Genomic DNA, 20958 nt, shown 5'->3' with positions numbered 1-20958 from the left:
AACAAAACTAAAAGCCTCCCTTGCCGAAGCAAAGGAGGATAAAATTTACTTTTCAAAAGCTTTTTGCAAGCTAAATGGAAATGCCTGATAGCCCATTGCATTTGTCATCTTTATCTCGATGCTAGGCTCTTTTGCGCCCCACTCAAACTCATCGATGTGTGGGCTAGGAAGTCCTACTGGGCGACCTTTTGCGATGTCAAACTGCATGCCAGCAACGGCTGAGTAGACCATAATACTATCAAGGTCATCTTGATACTGCGTAAGGCTTGTAACTGAGCTATACCACTCTTTACCGCGCTCTTTGCCGTACTCCCAGATCTGCTCAATGGTCTTTTTGTTCTCATCGATCTTATAAACGACCGCACGAGAGTACTTCATGCCAGCGATGGCTGGTTGCTCCATGCCTCTTGTGTCGCCGTTGTCAAAGACACTTAGATAAATTTCGCCTTTTTTAGACTTGCTATCTATCCTAAATGCCGTATGTTGCGTCCATTGCCAGTCAAAGCCACCTTTGTCGCTATCGTATCCTGGGCATTTTGAGTACTCATCTTCGCAGACGATCTTGTTGCCTTTGCTATCAACTGGCTGAAGAAGCTTATCTTTAAATTTATCGCTCCAGCCCTTGTGAGCGCCCATGATCCATTTTACTTGTTTGTCACGGCCGATCTTTATAACTGCGTCTTGGTGGCGGCTTGAGATGATGATACTATCATCGCTTGGGTCATAATCCACGCTATTTACGTGCGCCCAGTTACGTCCGGGACCAGCGCCAACTATGTCGCCCCACTGATCGTGCGTATCCATAGACTGAAGTTCATCAGAGCTTGCTGTGTGACCTGCTTTTTTAGCGTCTATGTTTAAGCAAACTGCGCCTTGATCGAGCGTTTTTAGCACGATGTCGCGGTAAGGATCTAGGATTTCATATAGTCTAAAGTCATCAACTACGTTGCCGTCGCGGTCAAGCTCAACAATGACGTCGCGCACTGTTCTTACGTTTTTGCCATCAGCCCTTTTATAGTCGGCATTTGCTACGCGCAAGAAGTAGTGTCCGTTTTGTGCTACGTCCATTGAGTGAGAGAAGTCGTTGTAGCTAGCTGGTAGCTCGCGGTTGAAAATTTCTCTACCCATGATGTCGTATTTTGCGTATCTTTGGCCATATCCCCAAGTCATAGCGCCGTCGTCATTTTGCTTAAAGCCCATCATAACGCCAGCGTGAAATGGCTGTTTTAGGTCGTAAATTTTACTTGGCTCAAGGTACCATCTAACCTCGCCTTTTGTATCAAGGATGAAGTTATTTGGGCTGTAGTTCCACTCGATCGCACCGCCAGCTGGGTTGTTCCAAACGACTTTTGTGCCCTTGCCTGTTTTATTGACAAAGTTATTTACATAGTAGAGGCGGTTTGCAAATTTAGCGCTCGCAGGCTTGGTAACCTCGATCTTGTCAAATAGCGCGCCCTTTTGATTTGGCGTGCCAGCGCTCTCTAGATAGATAGCTGGGGCATAAATTTTATAGCTCTCTTTTATATGCTCAGTCTTGCCCTTGTAGCTCTTGTCGTACTCGACCTCAACGGTGTTTTGATAGTCAGGGTACATACCAAAAACTGGGATGCCGCCATGTGTGCGAAGATGCTTGTCAGCCACTTTGTAGCTTATAGTTTGACCACCTTGTTTTGGCACGATAGTGACCTTAGCGTTGCTTAGTGTATAGCCACCATTTTTGATGACTGCAGTAAGAGGCGCTGTGTCGTATGGATTTACCACTACTTCGCCGATAGCTCCAGTGATAGCGTAGTCAAGTTTAGCCCCGCTTGGACCGCCTATCGCAAAAGCGCTCGAACAAAGCACAGAGGCTAATGCAACACAACTCAAAGTCTTTCTCATAACATCTCCTTTAGATAAATTTTATAAATCTTACTCGTAAAACTTATAAAATTTAGAAAAAGCCTTGGCTAAACCAAGGCTTCAATCAGTAAAAGGAATAACAAAAATGATTTGCTTTGTGTGTAATTGTAGTAAATCTTTATAACATAAATTTCACGCTAAAGTTAATACTAGCTTAAAATTTAAAAATATATTTAAAATTTATTAAATAGCGTATTCAACCTCGTTATCTTCGCCATTTATGAGATCAAAAATCTTAGCTTTTAGCTCAAAATACTTTAGATCATGCACGCCAAAATTTGGATTGATTATCTCTTTTATGATCACACCATCGTGTAAGATCACGATCTTATCAGCCAAAAATAGCGCCTCATCGATATCATGCGTGACAAAGATAGTGGTTTGAGTCTTTGACATCTGCTTTAAGCTTTTTTGTAAATTTGTCCTTGTTATTGGATCAAGCGCAGAAAATGGCTCGTCTAAAAAGAGCACCTCAGGGCTTAAGCTAAGTGCCCTTGCGATGGCGACACGCTGCTTTTGACCGCCACTTAGCGAGTGCGGGAAGAGCTCGGCCTTGTGAGAAAGGCTAACAAGCTCCAGAAATTTGCTAGCTCTCTTTTCTTGTTCAAATTTATCCTTTATGCCAGAGCATTTTAGGGCAAATTTGATGTTGTCTTTTGCGCTTAGCCATGGCATTAGCGAGTAGGTCTGAGTGATGATCTGGCGCGATTTGTCTAGTGAAATTTTCTTTGTATAAATTTTATTTTGCATTGAAATTTCACCGCTACTAAGCTCGCTCGTGCCACTTAGGATGTTTAAAAGTGTCGTCTTGCCAGAGCCACTGCCGCCAAGCAAAACGCAAAATTCATTCTGCTTTATCTCTAAATTTATCCCTTTTAAAATTTTGGCGTCCCCAAAAGATTTGGTTAAATTTTTTATCTTTATCATCGTCCAAGCCTTTCTCCTGCGTATCTTTCAATGAGCGAAAAGATGAAATTTATCACGATGCCTATCACGCCGATCACAAAAATCACCGCCATTACGCTATCTATCCTAAGCTGGTTTCTAGCGTCTATTATGAGATATCCTAGCCCGCTTTGAGCTCCAACCATCTCACCAACTACTAAATTTATCCAAGCAAGGCTCGCTGCTAGCTTTAGCCCTGAGATGATGCTAAAAAGACTTGCTGGCATGATGACGCCAGTGATTATTTGCATTTTGCTAGCTCCAAAGCCACGAGCCGCTAAAACGAGCTCATTTGGCACGCTTTTTACGGCACTTATAGTAAGAAGCAGCATAGGGAAAAATATCGCATAAGCGATGATGAAAATGGTCGGTTTATCGCCGATACCAAAGGCAAGGACTATCAAAGGTATCCACGCAATCGGCGAAATAGGACGCAAAAGTCCGATAAGCGGTTCAAATGCATTTGCAAATTTTGGAAAAAGTCCAAATATAAGTCCAACCAAAACCGCAACAAGCGAGCCAATGGCAAGTCCTATGACGTATCTAATGAGTGAGTCAGTGACGCCAAGAAGCAGTTTGCCGCTTTTTGCAAGCTCGAAAAATGCACCTACCACCTCTTTTACGCTTGGTACCAAGTCTCCACTAAAAGCTTGCCAGATAAGCAAAGCTAGGGCTAAAACGAGAATTTGAAAAAAGTATTTCATCTTTGCTCCAAGTATGAGTTTATCTCTAAATTTGCTAGTTTTTGATTGCCTAAATTTTTGCTGATTAAAAATTCTTTTAGCTCCTCTAGCTCTTCTGCTTTTAGGCTTAGATCATCGTAGCTTACGATCTCTTTATCAAGCACTAACTTTAATAAATTTGCATTTTGGCTTAAGATCTCATTGCCTAAAAGTGCGCTTGTTTCGTGATCTTTTGTGATAAAGCTTGCTGCTTGCTTAAAAGCTTCTAAAAGCTCGTTAAAATAAGGCTTTGAGAGAATTTCTTCTTGAAAATTTAGCGTGCAGCAGATGTGGTTTGGCTTTATATCTTTTGAAAAGAGTAAATTTTTCGCCCTGCCTTTAAAATTTACCGCCATTTGCCCAAATGGCTCAGCCACGATGTAAGCGTCTATTTGATGACTAAGAAGCGCAAAAGGCATCTCAGGTGGCGCCATCTCGATGATATCTGCGCTCATATTTTCACGCTTTAAGATCGTATCAAGTAAAAAATAGTGCATGCTAAATTTTGAAGGCACAGCGATCTTTTTGCCAGCAAGCTGCTTAAGACCGGTCACGTCGCTTCTAGCCACAAGAGCTGAGCCATTTTTGTGAGCTGATAGCACTGTCTTTATCTTTGCGCCATTTGCTCTTAGCATAAGACCTAGTGGAGCTAGCATAAAAGCCCCGTCAATCGCCCCTGCCCTGAGCGCCTCAGCTAGATCAACCCAGCTAGCAAATTTAATGGGCACTATCATGAAATTTTCACTTTTATAGAGCTTTGAAGCGATGATGCATAGATGATCGCTTATCGGCACAAAGCCTATTTTTACGCCGATCTTTGGAGTGCTTGCTAGAGCTTTTTGGCTACTAAGAGCCAAGAAAGAACCTAAAATTTGTAAAGCATAACGCCTGGTCATAAATTTTCCTGAATTTTATTTTAAGTGTGTAATTATAGTAACCAAATCTAAAATTTACACTAAATTTATCCTAAATCAATCTCTGTGAAAATTTTTGATGATATAATCCAAGACTTATCCAAAAGATAAAATTTACTTGCATAAGGAGCAAAAATGCAAACAAACGACGAAATTTTAGGCATCAAGATCCAGAAATACAGACTTGATAAAGAGGCTAAGCCAAATGAAAAAGGCTTTTATGACTACAAAGACGAGGCAGAATTTACAGACTACTCAAATGCTATCTCACTTTATAAAAAAACCTTTCCAAATAAACAAAAAGTAATCGAAGAGACACCTGATCCAGCCGTTAGCGAAATGCTCCTAAAAATGCAAGATATGGGGATCGAGACTGTTTTTGATAGATTTGACAAGCAAAAGCCACAATGCACCTTTGGCATGGCTGGAATTTGCTGTAAGATCTGCTTTATGGGGCCATGTAAGATCACGTCAAAGGCTACTCGTGGCGTGTGCGGTGCCGATGCAGACGTCATCGTGGCTAGAAATTTACTCCGTCACGTAGCTGGCGGTGCTGCAGCTCACGGCGCAAGAGGCAGAGAAAATATGCTAGCTCTTAAAAACGCAGCAACTGGCAAGCTAAATATCCCAATAGAAGGCGAAGAGAAAGTGCGTGCAGTTGCAAAGGCTTTTGGACTTGATGAGAGCAAAAGCATAAACGAGCTTGCCTCGCAGATCGCTGATATCTTGCTTGAAGATCTATCTCGCACATTGCCCCAAGAGCATAAAGCTATAAAGACCTTTGCTCCAAAAGAGCGTCAAGAGGTGTGGAAAAAGCTTGATATCTTGCCAATAGGCGTCTATCACGAGGTTACAGAGAGCCTTCATAGAACAAGCACAGGCACAGATGGCGACTGGCGAAATGTCATGAAGCAGTTTTTCCGCACAGGTCTAGCTTATGCTTGGTCAAGCACGCTTGGCACGTCTATTGCGATGGATTGTCTATTTGGTCTGCCAAAGCTAAATGACTCTAAGATAAATTTAGGCGCTATCAAAAAAGGCTACGTAAATATCGCGCTTCACGGACACTCTCCACTTTTAGTAAGTGTCGTCGTTAAGCTTGGCAAGAGCGAGAAATTTCAAAATTTAGCTAAAGAGAAGGGCGCTTTAGGTATTCAGTTTTATGGTGTTTGCTGCAACGGACTTTCGGCTATGTATCGCTATGACGGCGTTATACCACTTTCAAATGCAGTTGGCGCAGAGCTTGTCGTTGGCACAGGAGCGCTTGATCTTTGGCTAGCTGACGTGCAAGATGTCTATCCTACCGTTATGGAGGTAGCAAGGTGCTTTAAAACGACAGTTATCACTACAAGCGACTCTGCAAGACTTCCTGGAGCTGAGCACATCGGTTTTGATCATCATCACTCAAATATGAGTGAAATTCACGAGATCGCAGAGAAAATTTTATATAGAGCGCTTGAGAGCCATGAAGCTAGAAAAGGCATACCAGTGCATATCCCGCAATACGAAGTCGAAGCTAAAATGGGCTTTTCACTAGAAAATGTAAATAAAATTTTTGGCTCAACGCAGGTTATCGCTGATGCGATAAAAGAGGGCAAGATACTTGGACTTGTAAATTTAGTCGGCTGCTCAAATCCACGCGTAGTTTATGAAAAAGCTGTCGTAAACGTAGCTAGAACACTTCTAAAAAACAATGTCTTAATCATGACAAACGGCTGTGCCTCATTTCCACTACTAAAAACAGGACTTTGCAATGCAAATGCGCTTGAATACTGCGGCGATAGCTTGAGAGAATTTTTAGCCCCTTATAAGATCCCACCGATCTGGCACATGGGCGAGTGCTTGGATAATGCTAGGGCTTCAGCAATGTTTAATGCGCTTAGTCAAAACTTAGACACTAACATCAAAGACCTACCATACGCATTTTCAAGCCCTGAGTGGTCAAATGAAAAGGGCATAGATGCCGCACTTGGCTTTAGACTACTTGGAATTTCATCTTACCACTGCGTCTTTGCCCCAGTTCAAGGCTCAAAAAATGTTGAAGAATTTATGGCAAATGGTACATTGCCGATCCTTGGCTCAAAAATGGTAGTAAATCTTGATCCTGTCGCACTTGCTGAAAATATCGTAGCTGATATGAAGACAAAACGAGAAAAACTTGGCTGGGGAGTGTAAGATAAATTTACACGCTCTAGCACTTTAGTCTGCTCCAAAAAGCCACTTTGGCGGAGCAGATCTTATTAAAATTAGGTCATAAATATGATGAAATTTTACCTCTAAAATGTTTTTGTGATTTTGTTAAAAATAAAGCAAAGTCCTAATCTTAGAGGGATTTTTTGCATCACAACTTTAAACATTTATATAAAACTCTAAATTCATCTAGTTTTGCGATACTGCCTCTCTTAAAAACCTATACTCTTTAAAAAATTTGCGGAGTGATTTTTGCTCTTTTGGGCCTATTTTGTAGCTTATAAATTTAAGATACCACTTGATATCTTGCTCACTTATGCCGCGACTTTTGGCGTAGCTAGCCAAGATATAGTTTGGGATTTTTACATTTTTTTGCAAAAATTTTGCGACCAGTCTTTTGTAAAACGAGCCATTTTTTACGTAAGAAAATCTACCAAAAACAAAGGGTAAATTTGTCTTTTCGTGCCAAATTTGACCAAGGTCGTAAAAGTACTCTTTGCCATCGCTTAAATATGCCCTTAGCGCACGGTCACCTATGATCACCTCGCCTTTTAGATGAAGTATATTTGCTAGTGCGTTTGAGCTAGCTGAAGCTGGGTCAAATTTCATAGCGGAGTTTTTGCGCACAAGCACGCTTTTGACATCTTTTTTGGCGACTATGCCAAAATTTAGCTTCTTTAAATTTGCCTTTTTGCTAGCTATGCTTGAGATCACCGCAGCGTCGATCTTTCTGGCATTTAGGGCTCTATTTAGCTTACTTGGCACGCCCTTTTTAAACTCGATCGCCTTTTTTATCTGAGAGTTTAGTGGGGCTGATTTTAAAAATACGTGAAATGGGAGTAAATTTAGATAATCAATCTTTCCAAATATCATCTTTTATCTTTTACAAGCTCAAATTTAACCAGCTCATTTTCGTTGCAAACGTCGCGAAATAGCTGAGTTAAGCTCTCTTTTGTGGCACTATCCAAAGCATTTTCATTTTTTAGCTTTATAAGCGTTGGCTCATTTATCTCGCAAAGACAGTCAAAGAGCGCGTCTAAATTTTTGCCGTAGTACTCTGGCAGGTCAAATTTCTTTGCAAAATACTCATGCATCTTCTCTTTTTCGAGCATTTTTTTAGCATCTAAGATCACGATTTTCATTGCATCCTCTTCTCATAAAGCAGGTAAAAATGCTCGTAGTGATCAGGCGTGTAGTAGATAAGTCCGTCATTTGAATATAAAATTCTCTCAGCGCCGCGTCTGCCGCCATTATAATTTACATCGCACTCAAACCACTTTCTACCATCAGCCTCAGGCAGCCTCTTTTCTCGGTTTGAAAATCTATCCCCGCCGATGCTTTTGCCGCCGCTTATCTGCCATAAATTTCCGCTTTTTGCGTCCCAGCCAAGTTCAAGTGCCTCTTTTTTGGTTATGAAATTCTTTGGTAGCTTGTTAAATTTATAGATATAAAGTGCGACCTCATCTTTTGAGGTGTATGAGCCATTTTCTGCAAGACTCTGGCTCTTTTGCCCCTCTTTATTAAGCTGCTCAAGTAAAATTTGAGCGTTTTTATTTGCCTCGCCACCATCTTTTGAAAAAAAGAAGGTACCGATGATGATAGCAATGACAAAGGCGACTAGAGCTGGCAAAAGTCTTTTGTTCAAATTTAGCCCTTAAAGAGTGTTAAAAACTCTATCGCCAGCGTCACCAAGACCTGGAACAATGTAGTTTTTCTCATTTAGTTTCTCATCGATAGAAGCCGTATAGACCTCGACGTCTGGGTAAATTTCGCTAAATCTCTTTAGCCCCTCAGGTGCGGCAATGATAGAGATAAATTTGATCTCTTTAATGCCCTTTTCACGTAGGAATTTAACCGCGTCTATCGCCGTGCCGCCAGTCGCAAACATAGGGTCGATGATGATAGCCATGCGCTCTTTTGCGTCTTTTGGAAGCTTTGCGTAGAAAAACTCAGCCTGCGCTGTCTCTTCGTTTCGCTGAAAGCCCAAAAAACCCACACTCGCATCTGGTATGATGGTAAAGACGCTATCAAGCATGCCAAGAGCAGCCCTTAAGATAGGGCATATCATCACCTTTGTAGTGAGCCTTTTTGCGTCTGCCAGCGCAACTGGGGTTTGGACTTTGACATCTTTTACCTTTAAATTTCTAGTCGCTTCAAAGATCATAAGGTAGCTGATCTCATCAACTAGCATACGAAACTGAAAAGGCTGGGTGTTTTTATCACGTAAGATTGTTAATTTATGCTCGATCAATGGGTGTGAGATGAGCTTCACGTTTTGCATTTTTTGTCCTTAAATTTACTGTTTTTACAAGGTTTGTCTTTTACAAAATGCCAAGAGAAGAATTTAGCCCAAATTTGGGCTAAATTTGATTAAAAACCTTTTGCAAGTTTGGCTTTGTAAGCCTCAACATCAAAATCTTTTACTCTCGCTACGCCATCTTCAACTGCAGCTTTTGCAACTGCTGGAGCGACCGCCGTTAGCACGCGCTTGTCAAATGGTTTTGGGATGATGTACTCTTTGCCAAATTTTAGCTCGCTAACGCCACTTGCTTTTAAAACTTCAGCTGGCACTGGCTCTTTTGCAAGCTGTGCAAGTGCTTTAGCTGCAGCCATTTTCATATTTTCAGTGATCTTTTTAGCCCTAACATCAAGCGCTCCTCTAAAGATAAATGGAAAGCCCAAAACGTTATTTACTTGGTTAGGATAGTCGCTTCTGCCTGTACCCATCATAACGTCATCTCTTACAGCTACGACGTCCTCTGGGAAGATTTCAGGCACTGGGTTTGCCAAAGCGAAGATGATAGGCTCTTTGTTCATCGACGCAACCATCTCTTTTGTCACAACGCCAGGCTTAGAAAGACCTAAAAACATATCAGCGCCTTTCATCGCATCAGCCAAAGTCCTATCCTCGGTCTCAAGCGCAAATTCAACCTTCTCTGGAGTTAGGTCTGTTCTTTTTGAGTGGATAACGCCTTTGCTATCTATCATCACGATGTGTTTTGCGCCAAGTGCTTTATACATCTTTGCGCAAGCGATGCCGGCTGCACCTGCGCCGCTAACTACGATCTTTATCTTAGATATATCTTTGCCAGAAATTTCCATCGCATTTATAATGCCAGCGCTTGTTATCATCGCTGTGCCGTGCTGATCGTCGTGCATTACAGGGATATCGACTGCTTCTTGAAGCTTTCGCTCGATCTCAAAGCATTTTGGAGCACGGATATCTTCTAAATTTATACCACCAAATGTCGGAGCTAGAGCCTTGCAAATCTCAACGATCTTATCAGGATCATGCTCGTCTAGCTCGATGTCAAAGGCATCAACGTTTGCAAATTTCTTAAATAGCACCGCCTTGCCCTCCATAACTGGCTTACCAGCAATAGCGCCGATGTCGCCAAGTCCAAGAACAGCCGTGCCATCGGTGATGACAGCTACTAAATTTGCCTTATTTGTATATTTATAAGCTAGTTCAGTGTCTGCATTTATCTCACGGCATGGCTCAGCAACGCCTGGTGTATAGGCCATTGAAAGGTCTCTTGAAGTCTCGCAAGGTGTCTTTACCCTGATCTCGATCTTACCGCCGATGTGGTAGTTTAGTGCCTCTTCTTTAGTTACATGTGTCATTTCTCTTCCTTTAATAAATTTTGTATTCTGTTTTTGATCTCGTTGCTACCTACTACTTCAAGCACTTCGAATATACTTGGGCTCACGCTTGAGCCAGTTAGCGCTATCCTTAGGGCCTGAGCTAGGTCTTTTAGTTTTAAGCCATTTTGCTCTAAGAATTTATTAGTTAGCTCCTCATAGCCTTTAGCATCAAGGTCACGGTCTAAAATTTGAGCAAATTTCGCCAAAATTTCTTTGCTATTTTCATTTATAAATTTAGCCCATGCTTTCTCGTCGTAGCTTTTTGGAGCGTTGATGATAGCATTTGCGCTATTTGCCATTTCAATTAGTGTCTTTGATCTCTCACGGAGCGAATTTAGCAGTAGCTCGCCCTTTACCAAAGCCTTAAAATCCACGCCAAATTCAAGCATATCGTGCGCTAGCCTTTCGTAAGGCAAAGTTTTTATATAGTGAGAATTTAACCAGTCAAGCTTTTGAGCGTTATAGGTGCTTGAACTTTTGTTGATATCGTTTGGATTGAAGTATTTAAGCATATCCTCGATAGTAAAAATCTCATCATCGCCGTGGCTCCAGCCAAGACGAACGAGAAAATTTAAGAGCGCTTCAGGCAAGTAGCCCATCTTTTTATACTCCATAACGTCAGTTGCGCCATGTCTTTTGCTAAGCTTTTTGCCGTCCTCGCCGTTTATCATAGCGACGTGATAAAATTTTGGCACCTTAAAGCCAAGTGCCTCGTAAAGAACGATCTGTTTTGGGGTATTTGATAGGTGGTCATCGCCGCGAATAACGTCTGTTACGCCCATTAGCGCATCATCTATCACGACTGTGAAGTTATATGTCGGTGTGCCGTCGCTTCTTGCGATGATGAAGTCATCTAAGATATCTTCAACCTTAAATTTAACCTCGCCCTTTATGCCGTCATGTATGACGATCTCGCCGCTAAGTGGGGCTTTTATACGGATGACTGGCTCGATGCCAGCTGGAGGCGTGCCAGTAAAATCTCTATATCTATTATCATATTTTGGGCGCTCTTTTCTTGCCTCTTGGCTAGCTCTAAGCTCCTCAAGCTCCTCTTTGCTCATGTAGCATTTGTAGGCTTTGCCCTCATCAAGCAGCTTTTTAACGTACTCTTTGTAAAGATCAAACCTCTTTGACTGATAGGTCACTTCGCCGTCGTGATCTAGCTTGCACCAAGCAAATGCCTCTTTTATGGCTTGCGTGGCTTCTTCTGAGTTTCGTTTTAAGTCAGTATCTTCGATGCGGAGCAGAAATTTTCCATTGTTAGCTCTTGCGTATAAATAATTATAAAGAGCTGTCCTAAGTCCGCCTATATGTAGGTATCCAGTAGGCGACGGAGCAAATCTAGTAACTATCATTTTGTGCCTTATTTTTATGTTATAATTGCCCAAAATTATATTTACTAAATACTTAAATAAAGGTTTCATTATGAAAAAATTGCTCTTTTTGGCTGCTGGCGTGTTAAGTGCCTTAAATTTATATTCAGCTCAGATGATAAACGGCATCGCAGCTATCGTGGAGAACGAGCCTATCACGCTTTACGAGGTTTATAGCTTGAAGGAACAGCTAAAGACAACAGAGCAGGACGCTTTAAATTTACTTATCAGAGATAGGCTTGAAGATGCTCAGATAAAAAACTTAAATTTAAGCGTGACACCTTTTGAGCTAAATGATAGGATCGAGGCGATCGCAAAGCAAAATGGCATGACAAATTCTCAGTTTAGAAGCTCTATCCAAGCTCAAGGCATGGACTTTTTGGACTTTAAAAACAACCTAGAGCACAAGATGCTTCAAGAAAAACTTTATAAAAGCATAGCTGCTGAGGCTGGCAAGAATATAAACGAGCAAAAAGCAAAGGCATATTTTGACGCTAATCCTGATAAATTTAAGGTTTTTAGCACCGCTAGAGTCGTAGTTTATAGAGCAAAAGACCCCAATCTACTTGAAGCTCAAAAGACAAGTCCGAAGCTACTAGACGGCGTGCAAACGCAAGAGGTTAGTTTGGACTATCAAAGTATAGATCCAAGACTTGCTGCGATCATCTCAAGCACAAATAACGGCGACTACACACAGCCTTTGCAAGGACCTGACAGCTTTGATATGTTTTTAGTAAAAGAGAAGATCGGCTCATACACACCAAGCTTTGCTGATGTAAAAGATAACGTTATAAACGAGCTTTACCAAGGTGAGCAAGAAAAATTAATGAGTGATTACTTCGAAAAACTCCGCGCAAAAGCAAAAATTCAAATCCTAAGATAACTTCAAATTTAGCCACTTTGGTGGCTAAATTTCTCTAAAATTTAAATTTAAAATTTATAAGCAAAAACCTGCAAAAGCAGCCAAATTTAATTAAGCTTTTTTAGTGAAAAATTCAACATAGATAGCACAAATAAAGCCAAGCACTACGGCACACGGAGTAAAAGGTGTGATGCCAGCTCCTGAGCTTGCAAGCGCAAAGTTATGACTTATAGCAGCACCTGCGCCCATGCCCAAAACAAAAAGAGCCGAGCCTCAAAGCCAAATTTGTATTGATTTAGCACTAAATTTGTGATGCTTGCAAAAAGGACGATAGAGACTATGCCATAAAACATCGAAAAGTCACGCTCAAAAATTTTGCTGATAGCTCCCACTGAGCAAAATTTACTTCTTTGCATAAATGCGCTATTTTCGCCAAGTTTTAGACCAAAGATAAGTGCTAGTAAAAGCAAAATAGCGATGATCGGTGGCAAAAGCCCTATCGCCTTTGCAGTGTATTTGCTACTTTTTTGGGCGTGGGATCATCTAAAATACGGCAAATTTGCAGGTATAACTCACGCCTTATCCCTGAAATTCGTAGTACATCAGCATGCCAGCTGGACTTGCCAGGATGAATATTTTTAGATTTTGCCTACATATCCCGCTTAGTGCTGGGGTTTGGTGTGCTGTTTTGCTTGGAGTTGGCTACTTTCTAGGCTTAAATCCTGACAAACAGACGCTTCTAATAATAACGATCACCATTTTAGCGGTGGTTGCGGTAATAAGCGTGGTCTATATAGTGAAGCAGTTTTGCTCTCAGGCAAAATGTAGCTATTTTTCTTAAAAGCTCGTCCCACAAAGACGCCAGCAAATAAGCCAACAACACCAGCGATGATGTTTAAATTTAACTATTTGATGATAAAAGAGATTAATGAAAATTTTCTATCAGGTCTTTAAAAACTTCATAAAGTTTATTTACTTCATCAACGCTAACTCTTTCGTTTTTGGCGTGTATGCGGTCGTTTATGACGCCAAATTCTATCGCATCTACGCCAAATTCAGCAAAGTGCCTTGCATCGCTCGTGCCACCCTTTGTGTTTAAAAGTGGCGCAGCACCGGTGATCTTTGTGACAGATGCCATTAAATTTCTTACGATCTTGCTATCTTTGTTCGTTAAAAATCTCTTCGAGCTTTGCTTTATGCTAAGCTCGTAGCTAAGCCCATCTAAAACGCTTCTAAGATATCTCTCAACGTCATTTACATCGGTTAAATTTGAGTTTCTAACGTTAAACATTATGCTAAGCTCGCTTGGCGTGACGTTGCAAACCTGCATGCCACCACGAATGTCCGTCACCACGATCTTGCTTGGGCTAAAAAACTCGCTCCCTCCGTCCATATCGTGATCAGCTATCTTACTTAAAAGTGGAGCTATCAAATTTACTGGATTTACGCATTTTTCTGGGTATGCCACGTGACCTTGAACGCCCTTTATCACGATCTTACCATTTATCGAGCCACGTCTGCCGACTTTTATGCTATCGCCAAATTTCTTATCACAAGTTGGCTCAGCCACGACGCAAAATTTGGGCAGATCCCCTATCTCACGCAGATATTCAAGTGCCAAAGGCGTGCCATAAGTGCCATCGCCCTCTTCGTCACTTGTTAAGATAAGACTTAGCTTGCCATCAAATTTTACATCTTTAGCAGCACAAACAAAGGCGGCCACGCCACTTTTCATATCCTGCGCGCCCCTTGCGTAGATGTAGCCATCTTTTTCTAGCGGGGTAAATGGCTCGCTCTCCCAGCCATCTCCTGGAGGCACGACATCGACGTGTCCTGCAAAGGCTAGATGCTCCCCGTCTCCATAAATTTTAGAAAGTATGATATTTTTTGTGCCGTTTTTTTCTATAAATTTAGCCTCAAAATCAGGCAAAAATTTAGCGATAAACTCCAAGCTGCCTGCATCATCTGGCGTGATAGAGCGAAAGCTTAAAAGCTCTTTTAAAAAGCTAACTACCACTAAAACGCCTTTTTAGAAGGAATTCCCAAGTAAAATCCCTGGAATTCGTCGATGCCTATCTCCTTACAGACGTTAAAGATTTCTTTAGAATGAACATACTCTGCGATCGTTTTTATGCCAAGATCCTTTGCAAATGCCACGATCGCGCTTGCGATGGCGTATGAGTCTTTATTGATATCGATATCTTTGATGATAGAGCCGTCGATCTTCACGTAGTCTGGCTTGATCTTTATGATGTAAGAGAAATTTGAGTAGCCAGAGCCAAAGTCGTCGATCGCTATCATAGCACCCATGCTCTTTGCACGCTCAACAAAGACTGAGACGCGCTCAGCGCTCTTTAGCTCCTCGTCTTCAACTATCTCAAAAACTATCCTGCCAGCGACATTGTGCTTGTTTAGCAAATTTAAAACAAGTGCGCTAACGTCGCCATCTATCATATCTCGGCTGCTTAAATTTATAGAAAGAACCAAATTTGGATCTTCAGTGAGGTGCTCAAAGCACTTTTTAATGAGTTGTTTTTCAAGGTCTGCGTAACGCTTGATACGCTTTGAGATATCCAAAAATACGCTTGGTGAGATGACATCGTCGCGGTCTAAAATTCTTATCAAGCATTCATATTTTATAGGGATCTTTTTCTCGTCAAATATCGGCTGAAAATACGGCACGATGTTGTCGTTTATAGTCGCATTTTGGATCAGTTTTGAGCGCTCGATCTGATTTGCGTATTCATCCTTTTGACTTAGCCCTTTAAAGTAGCAAACATAGTCTTTATCAAGCGTTTTAGCTGATTTTAGCGCGATGGTTGCCTTTCTTAAAGTCTGGTCACTATCAAGCGCAAAGCCTATGGTGTTGTGAATTTCTATATCATCGACCTCTACGCCATTTTCATCTTTTATGCTAAGCATCCTGCCTTTAAAGATATCTAGTAAATTTTCAGCTAGCTCCTCGTATCTGTCGATAAAGTCGTTATTATCTTCGACCAAAGCAAACCTGTCCGCCTCGATACAATAAGCCTTCATATTCTCATTTTTGGCAAATTCTTTGATGAGATTTGCCATCTGTTTTAGTATCTGGTCACACACGTATTTGCCGTAGTAGTCGTTCATCTTGCCAAAATCATCGATATCCATAAGTATCACTTTTGGATATTTATACTCGCTCACATCTTTTATGAGTGCTGCCTTGTTAAAAAGTCCAGTCATCGGATCGATGTATAGCCTCTCTTTTAGTTCAGCGATCTTAATAGTGCTCTCTTCTTTTACTTTTAGATAGTCAAATTTGATGTTTAGATACTTAAATACAAACCAAAGACAGACCGCAAGCCCTAAAAATAGACCGATCGAGCTTAAGATCAAAGTAAGAGTCATGTTTTTCATCAGCCACTGAAAATAAAATTGGTCGCTAGTGCCAGTTATCCTTTGATCTATATGCGCTTTAAAGCCCAAAATATAGTCGTTCACGGCAACAAACATACATACTTTGGCGCTATTTTCTGGCAAAATTTCAGCCCAAAAATAATTCTTTTGAAAATCATGCGAGTAGATGTCGCCACAGCTCTTGTCTTCGTAGTCTTTATTTACGAGGCTTTTGTCTGACGATGCCTCTATCTTAAAGCCATTTTTACCATTTTCTTTTAGTAAAAAGACATCGCCAAAAGCGTTATCGGTTATATAATTTTGAAAATCTATAATGTTAAATTTACTTATATTTTTAAGATAATTTACATATTGAGATGTTAGATACTCGGTCTTTTTTTTGAGGCCAAAGTTGTTTGTAGAGAGTGCGTTGTTGTATTTATACGAATAGACGATTAAATTTTCAGTTAAGAAAAATGCAAAAAGCAAAACCACGACCAAAGCGACTATTTTTACCGTACTAAAGTGCTTTTTTTGCGATTCGTCACCTGGCATAAAGTTTAAACTTCCTTTCTTAAATTTAAATTTTTCTACTGGATTATATCCAAGCTAAATAAAAAATTTCTTTCATTTTTTAATTAAAAATTTAGCTCAAAGCTTAACGATCTTTGCACCGTATCCGCCTTGATTTGCCGGTGCATCGTGAAATTCTTTCACGCTTGGATGCTCTTTTAAGAAATTTTTGACTGCAAAGGCTAGCTTGCCAGTACCGATGCCGTGAAATACGCTAACCTCGTCAAATCCCATAACAAGACTATCTGAGATAAATTTATCAAGCTTTGCTATCGCCTCGTCAGCTCTCATACCGTGCAGATCAAGCGAGAGCGAGGCCGTTTTTGGCTTATCTACACTTAAACTTACGCCACCTTTTTTAGGCAAGACTACTTCGTTGCCATTTTTTCTTAAAAGCTCGAGTGGCACACGTAAATTTATACCATTTGACTCGATCATAGCGTCATTTTTAGAGATGCTTAAAACCGTGCCTTTTATATTTTCATACTTCACTCTATCGCCTACTTTTAGGCTCTCGCGCTCAGTTTTTTTAGGCTTAACGATGGCAGCTTTTTTCTCATTTGCCACGTTTAGCGCCCTTTGCTTGTCTTTTATATCTTTGAAATTTATAACAGCTTTTGCCGCATTTATCGCGTCAAAATACTCTTTTTCAAGGCGCGAAATAGTCGCATTTAGCTTGATCTCATTTTTCTCTTTTAGCTCTTTTTGCTCCTCAAGCAAGCGCTCTAGCCGCTCCTCTTTTGCCGTGACCTCTTTTATCCCCTCGTCAAGCTTTGTTTGTAAATTTAGCGTCTTTGTGATGATCTCGTTTAAATTCTCTTTATCTTCGCCATAAATTTTCTTTGCCTGTGCCACTAAATTTTGAGATATGCCGTATCTTGCCGCCGTTTCAAAGGCGTAAGACTTGCCGATCGTACCTTTTAAAAACTCAAATTTAGGCCTTTGGGCCGCCTCGTCGTAAAGTGCCGCCACTAGCTCAACCTCTGGATTTTTAGCTAGCAACATCGCAAGGCGCTTGTGGTGGGTCGTGATGATCATTTTGATATCTTGAGTGATGAGGCGCTCTATCATGACGCCATACAAGCTCGCAGCCTCCTCAAAGTCGGTGCCAAGCTCGATCTCGTCGATACCGATGATGATCGATTTTTTAGTAAAAAGCCTTGCAAAATGCACCATCCTGCCAGCAAAGGTCGAGATGTCGTTTTTCACACTTTGCGGATCTTCTATGATCGCGTCAAATTCTTTAAAAGAGCCGATGCTTGAGCGGTTTGCGTCGATACGCATAGGCAGCAGATACTTTGCAAGCAGCGTGGCTGAGATGATTGATTTTAAAAGCATCGACTTACCGCCAGCATTTACGCCGGTGATGAGAAGCACCTTTTTACTAAAATCCACACTCACGCTCTTTGGATTTTTAAGCGCTGGGTGGGCAAATTTCTCAAGCTTTATGACGTGCGAGCTGTTTGGCAAAACAAACTCATAGTCACGTGACCTAGCCAAATTTACGCGCGCTTGATAGGCGTCAAACTGATCAAAAGCGTTATTTATAAATTTCAAAAAAAGCAGGCTCTTGCTCATCTGCAGGCTAAATTTCTTGCAGTGCTCAAAAATGATCTCCTCTTTTCTATCAAGTAGCTCGCTTTGCTCCTTTTTTAGGCGCTCAGTGCTTGCAGGTGCGACGTAGAAGTAGCCGCCCGAGCTTCTAGCGATCACGGTGCCTTTTAGGGCGTGATTAAAGCCGCCACGCACCAAAAGTGCCTCTTGTGAGTTGATGTAGTGCGTCTGGGTATCGACTAGATATGGCGTGATATGCTTTGAGTAGATGAGCTTTTTAAGCTCGGCGTCGATCTGGCGCTTTTTCTCGCTAAAAGCCTGCTTTATCGCGTAAAATCTCTCATCCACGCTGTCGCTAAACTCGCCGTTTTCATCAAAGCTGTTTGCCATCTGGCTCATCGCTTCAGGGATTTCGACCTTTGCGATCCACTCGCCAAGCCTGCCTTCAAATTTTTGCTTTTTTAGATATGAAAAATACTTAATGATCTTTGCAAACTCGTAAATTTCACTGATGTGAAGCACCGCTTGCTTACTAAGTCTCATAAGCGCGTCATCAAGCTCTTTTATCTCGTCAGGTGCCTTAAAATCATACTTTGAAAGCTCGCTGATGTTTTCAAAGTGAATTTTGCTGTCGCCTTGTAAAAATAGCGGTTTTTGCCTTGCTAAAAAGGAGTTAAATTTATCCAGATACTCGCCCAGATCGAGCTTTGCAAATATATCGTTCATTGCTCGCAACTTTTTATAGGTACGATGAGACCTGCAAGATCACTAAATTCTCGTTTTGGCAAAAATGACGCCGTGCCAAATTCGTAGTTAAATTTCTCAGCGCTCACGTTGTATTCGCCACATTTTAGTGTTTTACCCTGCTTAAAGTCGGTCACTAGCTTTGAGATGGCGTCCTCGTTTTTTGATAAATTCTCCTCGTAAAAATAGACGCAAACAAGGATCACTACAAGCACCGCGCTAACGAGTGCTTTTATGCTTTTGCTGATCTTTTCATCTTTTATCGCCCAGATCGCTCCAAAAAGCAGTATCACGCCGGCGATTATTATCAAATTTCTTACCATTTTACGCCTTTATATTTTGCGATGAGCTCCTTGTAAAGCTCAGGATGAGGCTTGATCTTTTCTAAAATTTCTGCTTTCACTTCGCTAATGTCTTGCTTTTCAACTAGCAGGCAAACGGCTAGATATGGGGCATTTGGCAGCATATCTTTTATCTGAGCGCTATTTAGCTTTTGTGACCTTGCAAGCGCGATCAAAATATCTTTTTTGCCTAAATTTATAAGGCTAGAAATTTTATCCTCGCTTAGCTCTTTTTCTTTTATCTCTTTTAAAATTTCATTTTCATCTTGAGGCTTGAAACTACTTAGATCCATTAATATCCGCCTCTTAGCTGCACGCTGATATCGCCCGCTCCAAAGCCAACTACGATGCCGTCACTTAGGCGGTTTTTCACGCCAAATTCATCTGTAAATTCTATCCCCTCTTCAACCCTCTCGACCTTATCGGTAAAGATCGGGTTATACTCGCTAAATTCGCTCTTCATATCAACTTCGATCGGATTTTCTCCGGCTGCATAAACTGGCAAGATAACAAGCTCATCAACGCCTTTAAAGCACTCTTTAAAGCCAGGTAAATTTGTGCTAAGTCTTGTGTAGCGGTGTGGCTGAAATATCGCTGTGACGCTCTTTATACCTAAAATTTTGGCGTATTCAAAGACTGATTTTAGCGTCGCTTTTATCTCGGTTGGATGGTGCGCGTAGTCGTCTATTAGGACGAAATTTTTGTTTGCACTAAGGATGTCAAAACGCTTTTTGATACCTTTAAAATTTAATAAATTTTCTCTTATGTCTTTAAGCGGCGTCTCGTGCATCGCAGCTAGAATTGCCAAAGATGCGTCTATAGCGATGTGCTCGCCCATGCCAAAGGCTTCAAATTTGCCTAAATTTTTAAGGTTAAAGCTAGTGTATGGCTGATAGTCTCTTACAACCATCGTTAGCTCGGTGATATCGGTGCTTGGATAAAGTCTGATCGCATCAAGCTTAAGAGTGCTTAAAAACTCGTCCTCAGCGTTTATCACCCTAACTTTCGCGCGCTCCAAAAAGCCCTTGTAGGCTGCGTAAAATTTAGCTAGATCGTAGTCGTAGTGCTCCATATGTTCTGGCTCTGCGTTGGTGACGATGGCTAGATATGGGTTTGAGTTTAGAAAGCTAGAATCGCTCTCATCAGCCTCAAATACGACGTTGTCGCTTTTGGCGTAGCGCATATTTGAGCCAAACTGCTTTGATATGGCGCCGATGATCACTGAGCCCTCAATAAGGCTTGCTAGCATCGCTGAAGTCGTGCTTTTGCCGTGCGCGCCAGCAACTGCGAAAACGCACTTATCTTCAAGCACATAAGGCAAAATTTCTTTTCTTGAAAAGCACTTTATGCCCTTATTTCTGGCCTCCACTAGCTCGATATTATCCTCTTTTATCGCAGCTGAATAGACCACGAAGTCTTGGTCTTTTATCGCCTCTTTGCAGTGTGGCGTGATGACCTCGATGCCTTCATTTTGAAGCTCCAGCGTCGTCTTACTCTCTTTGATGTCGCTGCCGCTTATCTTGTGGCCTTTTTCGTGTAAAAACCTAGCGATGGCTGAGATGCCGATGCCGCCGATGCCTATGAAATGGACTTTTCTGATCTCATTGTTTAGCTCTTGCAAATTTTATCCTTAAGTTTTTCGTGATTTTAACAAAAACTACTAAATTTTGTATGATACTTCCATAAAATCAAAGAGAATTTATACATCTCGTTTCGTCTTTTTCTCTTTTGATTTTATAAAATTTTCCATAAGTCCCTGCTACTAAATTAAGCGGTTTTACGCTGTGCCTTAGATTTTGGGCTTATGGTTAATGTTTCGGT

The 20958-nt window shown here is 41.3% G+C and carries 20 protein-coding genes; 3 read left to right on the top strand and 17 right to left on the bottom strand.

Annotated elements, in window-relative coordinates:
* Window positions 1–45 precede the first annotated feature (45 nt).
* The 4 genes from G6W42_RS01555 to G6W42_RS01540 all read right to left on the bottom strand — a co-directional run bounded on the left by G6W42_RS01555 (window position 46) and on the right by G6W42_RS01540 (window position 4465).
* Window positions 46–1881 (bottom strand): aryl-sulfate sulfotransferase, encoded by a 1836-nt coding sequence (locus tag G6W42_RS01555; protein WP_194172682.1) that lies wholly within the window; start codon window positions 1879–1881, stop codon window positions 46–48.
* 204 nt (window positions 1882–2085) lie between these two features.
* Window positions 2086–2829 (bottom strand): ABC transporter ATP-binding protein, encoded by a 744-nt coding sequence (locus tag G6W42_RS01550; protein WP_012140336.1) that lies wholly within the window; start codon window positions 2827–2829, stop codon window positions 2086–2088.
* Window positions 2826–3551 (bottom strand): ABC transporter permease, encoded by a 726-nt coding sequence (locus G6W42_RS01545; protein WP_194172681.1) that lies wholly within the window; start codon window positions 3549–3551, stop codon window positions 2826–2828. Before G6W42_RS01545 ends, G6W42_RS01550 begins: the two co-directional genes overlap by 4 nt.
* Window positions 3548–4465: an ABC transporter substrate-binding protein gene (locus tag G6W42_RS01540; RefSeq protein WP_194172680.1), complete on the bottom strand. Its 918-nt coding sequence runs from the start codon at window positions 4463–4465 to the stop codon at window positions 3548–3550. Before G6W42_RS01540 ends, G6W42_RS01545 begins: the two co-directional genes overlap by 4 nt.
* 153 nt (window positions 4466–4618) lie before the next feature.
* On the opposite strand from G6W42_RS01540, the gene cooS reads away from it, so the two are divergent.
* The gene (gene cooS, locus G6W42_RS01535) at window positions 4619–6658 is read left to right on the top strand and encodes an anaerobic carbon-monoxide dehydrogenase catalytic subunit (RefSeq protein WP_194172679.1); all 2040 of its coding nucleotides are present in this window, start codon (window positions 4619–4621) and stop codon (window positions 6656–6658) included.
* A 204-nt stretch (window positions 6659–6862) separates the two neighbouring features.
* Here cooS and G6W42_RS01530 read toward each other — a convergent pair whose 3' ends face one another.
* The 6 genes from G6W42_RS01530 to gltX all read right to left on the bottom strand — a co-directional run bounded on the left by G6W42_RS01530 (window position 6863) and on the right by gltX (window position 11673).
* The gene (locus tag G6W42_RS01530; RefSeq protein WP_194172678.1) at window positions 6863–7546 is read right to left on the bottom strand and encodes an MqnA/MqnD/SBP family protein; all 684 of its coding nucleotides are present in this window, start codon (window positions 7544–7546) and stop codon (window positions 6863–6865) included.
* Window positions 7543–7815: a barstar family protein gene (locus G6W42_RS01525; RefSeq protein ID WP_194172677.1), complete on the bottom strand. Its 273-nt coding sequence runs from the start codon at window positions 7813–7815 to the stop codon at window positions 7543–7545. The genes G6W42_RS01530 and G6W42_RS01525 overlap by 4 nt, the downstream gene beginning before the upstream one ends.
* Window positions 7812–8318: a ribonuclease domain-containing protein gene (locus G6W42_RS01520; RefSeq protein WP_194172676.1), complete on the bottom strand. Its 507-nt coding sequence runs from the start codon at window positions 8316–8318 to the stop codon at window positions 7812–7814. The genes G6W42_RS01525 and G6W42_RS01520 overlap by 4 nt, the downstream gene beginning before the upstream one ends.
* A gap of 9 nt (window positions 8319–8327) precedes the next feature.
* On the bottom strand, window positions 8328–8954 hold the full coding sequence (upp, locus tag G6W42_RS01515) for a uracil phosphoribosyltransferase (RefSeq protein ID WP_194172675.1): 627 nt from the start codon (window positions 8952–8954) through the stop codon (window positions 8328–8330).
* 89 nt (window positions 8955–9043) lie between these two features.
* Entirely contained in the window at window positions 9044–10297 is a 1254-nt protein-coding gene (locus G6W42_RS01510; protein WP_004317644.1) for a malic enzyme-like NAD(P)-binding protein, read from the bottom strand.
* Window positions 10294–11673 (bottom strand): glutamate--tRNA ligase, encoded by a 1380-nt coding sequence (gene gltX / locus G6W42_RS01505; RefSeq protein ID WP_012140345.1) that lies wholly within the window; start codon window positions 11671–11673, stop codon window positions 10294–10296. The genes G6W42_RS01510 and gltX overlap by 4 nt, the downstream gene beginning before the upstream one ends.
* 70 nt (window positions 11674–11743) lie before the next feature.
* On the opposite strand from gltX, the gene G6W42_RS01500 reads away from it, so the two are divergent.
* Window positions 11744–12574, top strand: a complete 831-nt coding sequence (locus G6W42_RS01500; protein WP_021087484.1) for a peptidylprolyl isomerase — start codon at window positions 11744–11746, stop codon at window positions 12572–12574.
* Between the two features lie 206 nt (window positions 12575–12780).
* Here the strand turns inward: G6W42_RS01500 and G6W42_RS10425 are convergent, their stop codons facing one another.
* Complete coding sequence (locus G6W42_RS10425) at window positions 12781–13044, bottom strand: hypothetical protein (RefSeq protein WP_242042532.1); 264 nt, start codon at window positions 13042–13044, stop codon at window positions 12781–12783.
* A 137-nt stretch (window positions 13045–13181) separates the two neighbouring features.
* On the opposite strand from G6W42_RS10425, the gene G6W42_RS01490 reads away from it, so the two are divergent.
* Complete coding sequence (locus tag G6W42_RS01490; RefSeq protein ID WP_194172674.1) at window positions 13182–13394, top strand: hypothetical protein; 213 nt, start codon at window positions 13182–13184, stop codon at window positions 13392–13394.
* A gap of 84 nt (window positions 13395–13478) precedes the next feature.
* On the opposite strand, the gene dapE is transcribed toward G6W42_RS01490, so the two are convergent.
* The 6 genes from dapE to murC all read right to left on the bottom strand — a co-directional run bounded on the left by dapE (window position 13479) and on the right by murC (window position 20737).
* A complete protein-coding gene (dapE, locus tag G6W42_RS01485; RefSeq protein ID WP_194172673.1) occupies window positions 13479–14570 on the bottom strand; it encodes a succinyl-diaminopimelate desuccinylase in 1092 nt (363 codons plus the stop codon).
* Complete coding sequence (locus tag G6W42_RS01480) at window positions 14570–16480, bottom strand: EAL domain-containing protein (protein ID WP_194172672.1); 1911 nt, start codon at window positions 16478–16480, stop codon at window positions 14570–14572. Before G6W42_RS01480 ends, dapE begins: the two co-directional genes overlap by 1 nt.
* A gap of 96 nt (window positions 16481–16576) precedes the next feature.
* A complete protein-coding gene (locus G6W42_RS01475; RefSeq protein ID WP_194172671.1) occupies window positions 16577–18778 on the bottom strand; it encodes an endonuclease MutS2 in 2202 nt (733 codons plus the stop codon).
* Entirely contained in the window at window positions 18775–19119 is a 345-nt protein-coding gene (locus G6W42_RS01470) for a hypothetical protein (RefSeq protein WP_194172670.1), read from the bottom strand. The genes G6W42_RS01475 and G6W42_RS01470 overlap by 4 nt, the downstream gene beginning before the upstream one ends.
* Window positions 19113–19430 carry a hypothetical protein gene (locus G6W42_RS01465; RefSeq protein ID WP_194172669.1) on the bottom strand — a complete coding sequence of 106 codons (318 nt, stop codon included), beginning with the start codon at window positions 19428–19430 and terminating at the stop codon, window positions 19113–19115. The genes G6W42_RS01470 and G6W42_RS01465 overlap by 7 nt, the downstream gene beginning before the upstream one ends.
* Window positions 19430–20737, bottom strand: coding sequence for a UDP-N-acetylmuramate--L-alanine ligase (murC, locus tag G6W42_RS01460; RefSeq protein ID WP_107714132.1), 1308 nt, complete (start codon window positions 20735–20737; stop codon window positions 19430–19432). Before murC ends, G6W42_RS01465 begins: the two co-directional genes overlap by 1 nt.
* Window positions 20738–20958: the final 221 nt, after the last annotated feature.

The organism is Campylobacter concisus, assembly GCF_015230015.1.
Taxonomy (GTDB): domain Bacteria; phylum Campylobacterota; class Campylobacteria; order Campylobacterales; family Campylobacteraceae; genus Campylobacter_A; species Campylobacter_A concisus_AF.
This window is presented reverse-complemented; position numbering and strand designations above follow the sequence as displayed.

What these genes read in the sequence shown, in the direction of transcription:
- G6W42_RS01555 (WP_194172682.1), bottom strand. Translation starts at nt 1,881, where the DNA reads ATGAGAAAGACTTTGAGTTGTGTTGCATTAGCCTCTGTGCTTTGTTCG.
- G6W42_RS01550 (WP_012140336.1), bottom strand. Translation starts at nt 2,829, where the DNA reads ATGATAAAGATAAAAAATTTAACCAAATCTTTTGGGGACGCCAAAATT.
- G6W42_RS01545 (WP_194172681.1), bottom strand. Translation starts at nt 3,551, where the DNA reads ATGAAATACTTTTTTCAAATTCTCGTTTTAGCCCTAGCTTTGCTTATC.
- G6W42_RS01540 (WP_194172680.1), bottom strand. Translation starts at nt 4,465, where the DNA reads ATGACCAGGCGTTATGCTTTACAAATTTTAGGTTCTTTCTTGGCTCTT.
- cooS (WP_194172679.1), top strand. Translation starts at nt 4,619, where the DNA reads ATGCAAACAAACGACGAAATTTTAGGCATCAAGATCCAGAAATACAGA.
- G6W42_RS01530 (WP_194172678.1), bottom strand. Translation starts at nt 7,546, where the DNA reads ATGATATTTGGAAAGATTGATTATCTAAATTTACTCCCATTTCACGTA.
- G6W42_RS01525 (WP_194172677.1), bottom strand. Translation starts at nt 7,815, where the DNA reads ATGAAAATCGTGATCTTAGATGCTAAAAAAATGCTCGAAAAAGAGAAG.
- upp (WP_194172675.1), bottom strand. Translation starts at nt 8,954, where the DNA reads ATGCAAAACGTGAAGCTCATCTCACACCCATTGATCGAGCATAAATTA.
- G6W42_RS01510 (WP_004317644.1), bottom strand. Translation starts at nt 10,297, where the DNA reads ATGACACATGTAACTAAAGAAGAGGCACTAAACTACCACATCGGCGGT.
- gltX (WP_012140345.1), bottom strand. Translation starts at nt 11,673, where the DNA reads ATGATAGTTACTAGATTTGCTCCGTCGCCTACTGGATACCTACATATA.
- G6W42_RS01500 (WP_021087484.1), top strand. Translation starts at nt 11,744, where the DNA reads ATGAAAAAATTGCTCTTTTTGGCTGCTGGCGTGTTAAGTGCCTTAAAT.
- G6W42_RS01490 (WP_194172674.1), top strand. Translation starts at nt 13,182, where the DNA reads ATGAATATTTTTAGATTTTGCCTACATATCCCGCTTAGTGCTGGGGTT.
- G6W42_RS01480 (WP_194172672.1), bottom strand. Translation starts at nt 16,480, where the DNA reads ATGCCAGGTGACGAATCGCAAAAAAAGCACTTTAGTACGGTAAAAATA.
- G6W42_RS01475 (WP_194172671.1), bottom strand. Translation starts at nt 18,778, where the DNA reads ATGAACGATATATTTGCAAAGCTCGATCTGGGCGAGTATCTGGATAAA.
- G6W42_RS01470 (WP_194172670.1), bottom strand. Translation starts at nt 19,119, where the DNA reads ATGGTAAGAAATTTGATAATAATCGCCGGCGTGATACTGCTTTTTGGA.
- G6W42_RS01465 (WP_194172669.1), bottom strand. Translation starts at nt 19,430, where the DNA reads ATGGATCTAAGTAGTTTCAAGCCTCAAGATGAAAATGAAATTTTAAAA.